This is a genomic window from Mesorhizobium sp. M4A.F.Ca.ET.020.02.1.1, from assembly GCF_004022645.1.
Taxonomy (GTDB): Bacteria; Pseudomonadota; Alphaproteobacteria; order Rhizobiales; family Rhizobiaceae; genus Mesorhizobium.
On sequence record NZ_RZOI01000793.1, the window covers coordinates 1 to 2,621 of the forward strand.

Consider the following 2,621-nt stretch of genomic DNA (forward strand, 5'->3'; position numbering starts at 1 on the left):
GACATTAGGCGAAGGCACCGCGGCCATCCGCGCCCTGCCGATCATGCGGAGCCTTCGCCTAATGTCAGACCGGAAAGATCCGCCTCGACGGTGGCGCTGCGGCTGCGCTCCACCCGGGTCAGGCTGTTCGGCCCGGCGTTGAAGCCGATGTCGGCTACGGCGCCGAGCGGGACTGTGCCCTTGGAGCCGGTCAGCGGCAGGACGGCAAGCTTTGCCGGATCGTCGATGACGCCGTCCGGCAGGGTGACGACAATCGACACCTGGCGATCGCCAAGGTTGAACTTCGCCAGGTTGGTGTCGGTGTCGCCGATGGTGGCGATCTTGACCGTCGCAGCGATCTCCGTCGGCGTGACACCAAGCTCGGCCGCCTTGGCGCTGTCGGGGCGCACGATCAGCTCGGGCTTGGTGGTCGCGGCGGTCGAGGTCGGGTTGATCAGGCCGGGCACCGACTTCATCTCGTCGATCAGGGCATCGCTCGCCTTTTCGAGCGCTGCGCCATCATCGCCGACCAGCGTGATCGACACCTTGGCGCCGGAGAAGCCGTCGGCGCCGAACTGGATGCGGGCACCAGGAATGTCGTTCAGCTTCGGCGAGGCTTCGGCTTCGAACGCCTGCTGGCTGAGCAAGCGTTCGGCGCGCGGCTTCAGATTGATCGTGACGGTGGCGGTGCGCACCTCGGCCGAGCTCGAACTCTGGTTCGGCCCGCCGCCCGAGGAAGCGGCCGTGCCGATCGTGGCGAAGACGCTGTCGACGGCCGGTTCACGCTCGAGGCGCTCTGTAATGTCCTGCACCACGGCCGTTGTCTGCTCGATCGTCGAGCCCGGCTGCAGTTCGACCGAGATCATTGAGCGGCCGCGATCGGCCGCCGCCATGAATTCGGTAGGCAGTTTCGTGGCCAGGAGCATCGAGCCGGCGAAGAAGGCTATGCCGGCGAACAGCGTGATCCAGCGGCAATTGAGCGCCTTGCGCAGCAGCCAGAGATAGGTCGGCACCCAGGCCGGGAGGTCGTCCTCGCTGTGGCCGCCGGCGCGCACCAGATAGGCGCCCAACAGCGGCGTGAGCATGCGCGCCACCAGCAGCGAGAACAGCACCGACACGCAGACGGCGATGGCGAAGCTGATGAAGAATTTTCCGGGAATGCCGGGCATGAAGGCCACCGGCAGGAACACCGCGACGATGGTCGCGGTGGTCGCCACCACGGCAAGGCCGATCTCGTCGGCGGCCTCGATCGCCGCCTGATAGGCGCTGGCGCCGGTCTGGCGCATATGGCGAACGATGTTCTCGATCTCGACGATGGCGTCGTCGACGAGGATGCCGACCACCAGCGACAGCGCGAGCAAGGTGATGTTGCTCAGCGAGATGTCCAGGGCCGCCATGACGGCGAAGGTCGGGATCAGCGACAGCGGCATGGCGACGGCCGACACCAGCGTCGCCCTGATGTCGCGCAGGAACAACCAGACCACGCCGACGGCGAGCAGGGCGCCGAGCCACAGCGCCTCGAGGGCCGCGTCATAGCTTTCCTGCACGAAACCGGACGAGGAGGTGACCTCGCTGAACTTCGCCCCAGTGGCTTTCGCGCCGATTTCGGCGATCGCCGCGCGCGCGGCCTTGACGACGTCGATCTCGCTCGATCCGACCGACCTGTAGACGTTGAAGGCAACGACTTGCTTGCCGTCGAGATAGGCGGCCTGGCGCGGCTTCTCCCAGCTGTCGACCACGGTGCCGAGATCGGAAAGCTTGACGTCGCCGGCGCTGGAAAGCGCCATGCGGGTGTCGGCGAGCGCCTCGACCGTGGTGGCGCTGGCCAGCGTGCGCACAGACTGCTCCTGGCCGCCGATGGTGGCGCGGCCGCCGGGCTGGTTGACGTTGTTCGATGCCAGCGTCTGGCTGACGTCGCCGGCGCTGATGCCGAGCGCGGCCAGGCGGTCGGGATCGAGCTCGACGCGGATGACACGGTCGACGCCGCCGGAGCGGGTGATCTTGGAGACGCCGTCGACGCCGAGCAGGGCCTTGGCCACGTCGTTGTCAATGTACCAGCTCAGTTGATCGGGCGACATGGTCGGCGCCTCGACGACATAGGTCAGCACCGAATTGCCGTTGGCGTTGACCTTGGCCACGACCGGTGTCTGGGCGGCGGCCGGCAGGCTGGACTGCACGCCCGAGACCGCGTTGCGGACGTCGTTGGTGGCAGTCTCCGGATCGGTGCCGAGGGTGAACTCGACCGTGGTGACGGACGAGCCCTCGCTGATCGAGGTCGAGACATCGTCGACGCCTTCCAGTGTCGCCACGGCATTCTCGATCACCCGCGCGACCTGAACTTCCATCTCGCTCGGAGCCGCGCCCGGCTGCGCCACAGTCACGGTGACGGTCGGCAGGTCGATGTCGGGCATGTTGTTGGTGCGCAGCTGCATGAAGCCGTAGAGGCCGGCGATGGTAAGCGACAGGAAGAGCACGATGGTCGGAACCGGGTTGCGGATCGACCAGGAAGAAATGGCGTTCATTGCGCGCTCCCCGTCGAGCCCGCGGCAGCGCCGGCGTCGGCCACGGCGGAGGCGACGCGCACCAGATTGCCGTCCGAGAGGAAGCCGGCGCCGGCGACCACGACATGATCGCCTTCGGAG

General features: G+C 67.3%; 1 protein-coding gene. It reads right to left on the reverse strand.

Annotated elements, in window-relative coordinates; translation table 11 throughout:
• Positions 1 to 41 precede the first annotated feature (41 nt).
• Positions 42 to 2,501, reverse strand: coding sequence for an efflux RND transporter permease subunit (locus EN742_RS31190; protein WP_245492437.1), 2,460 nt, complete (start codon positions 2,499 to 2,501; stop codon positions 42 to 44).
• Positions 2,502 to 2,621: the final 120 nt, after the last annotated feature.

Excerpts from the sequence above, each read along its gene's own strand:
- EN742_RS31190 (WP_245492437.1), bottom strand. The coding sequence starts at position 2,501 with ATGAACGCCATTTCTTCCTGGTCGATCCGCAACCCGGTTCCGACCATC.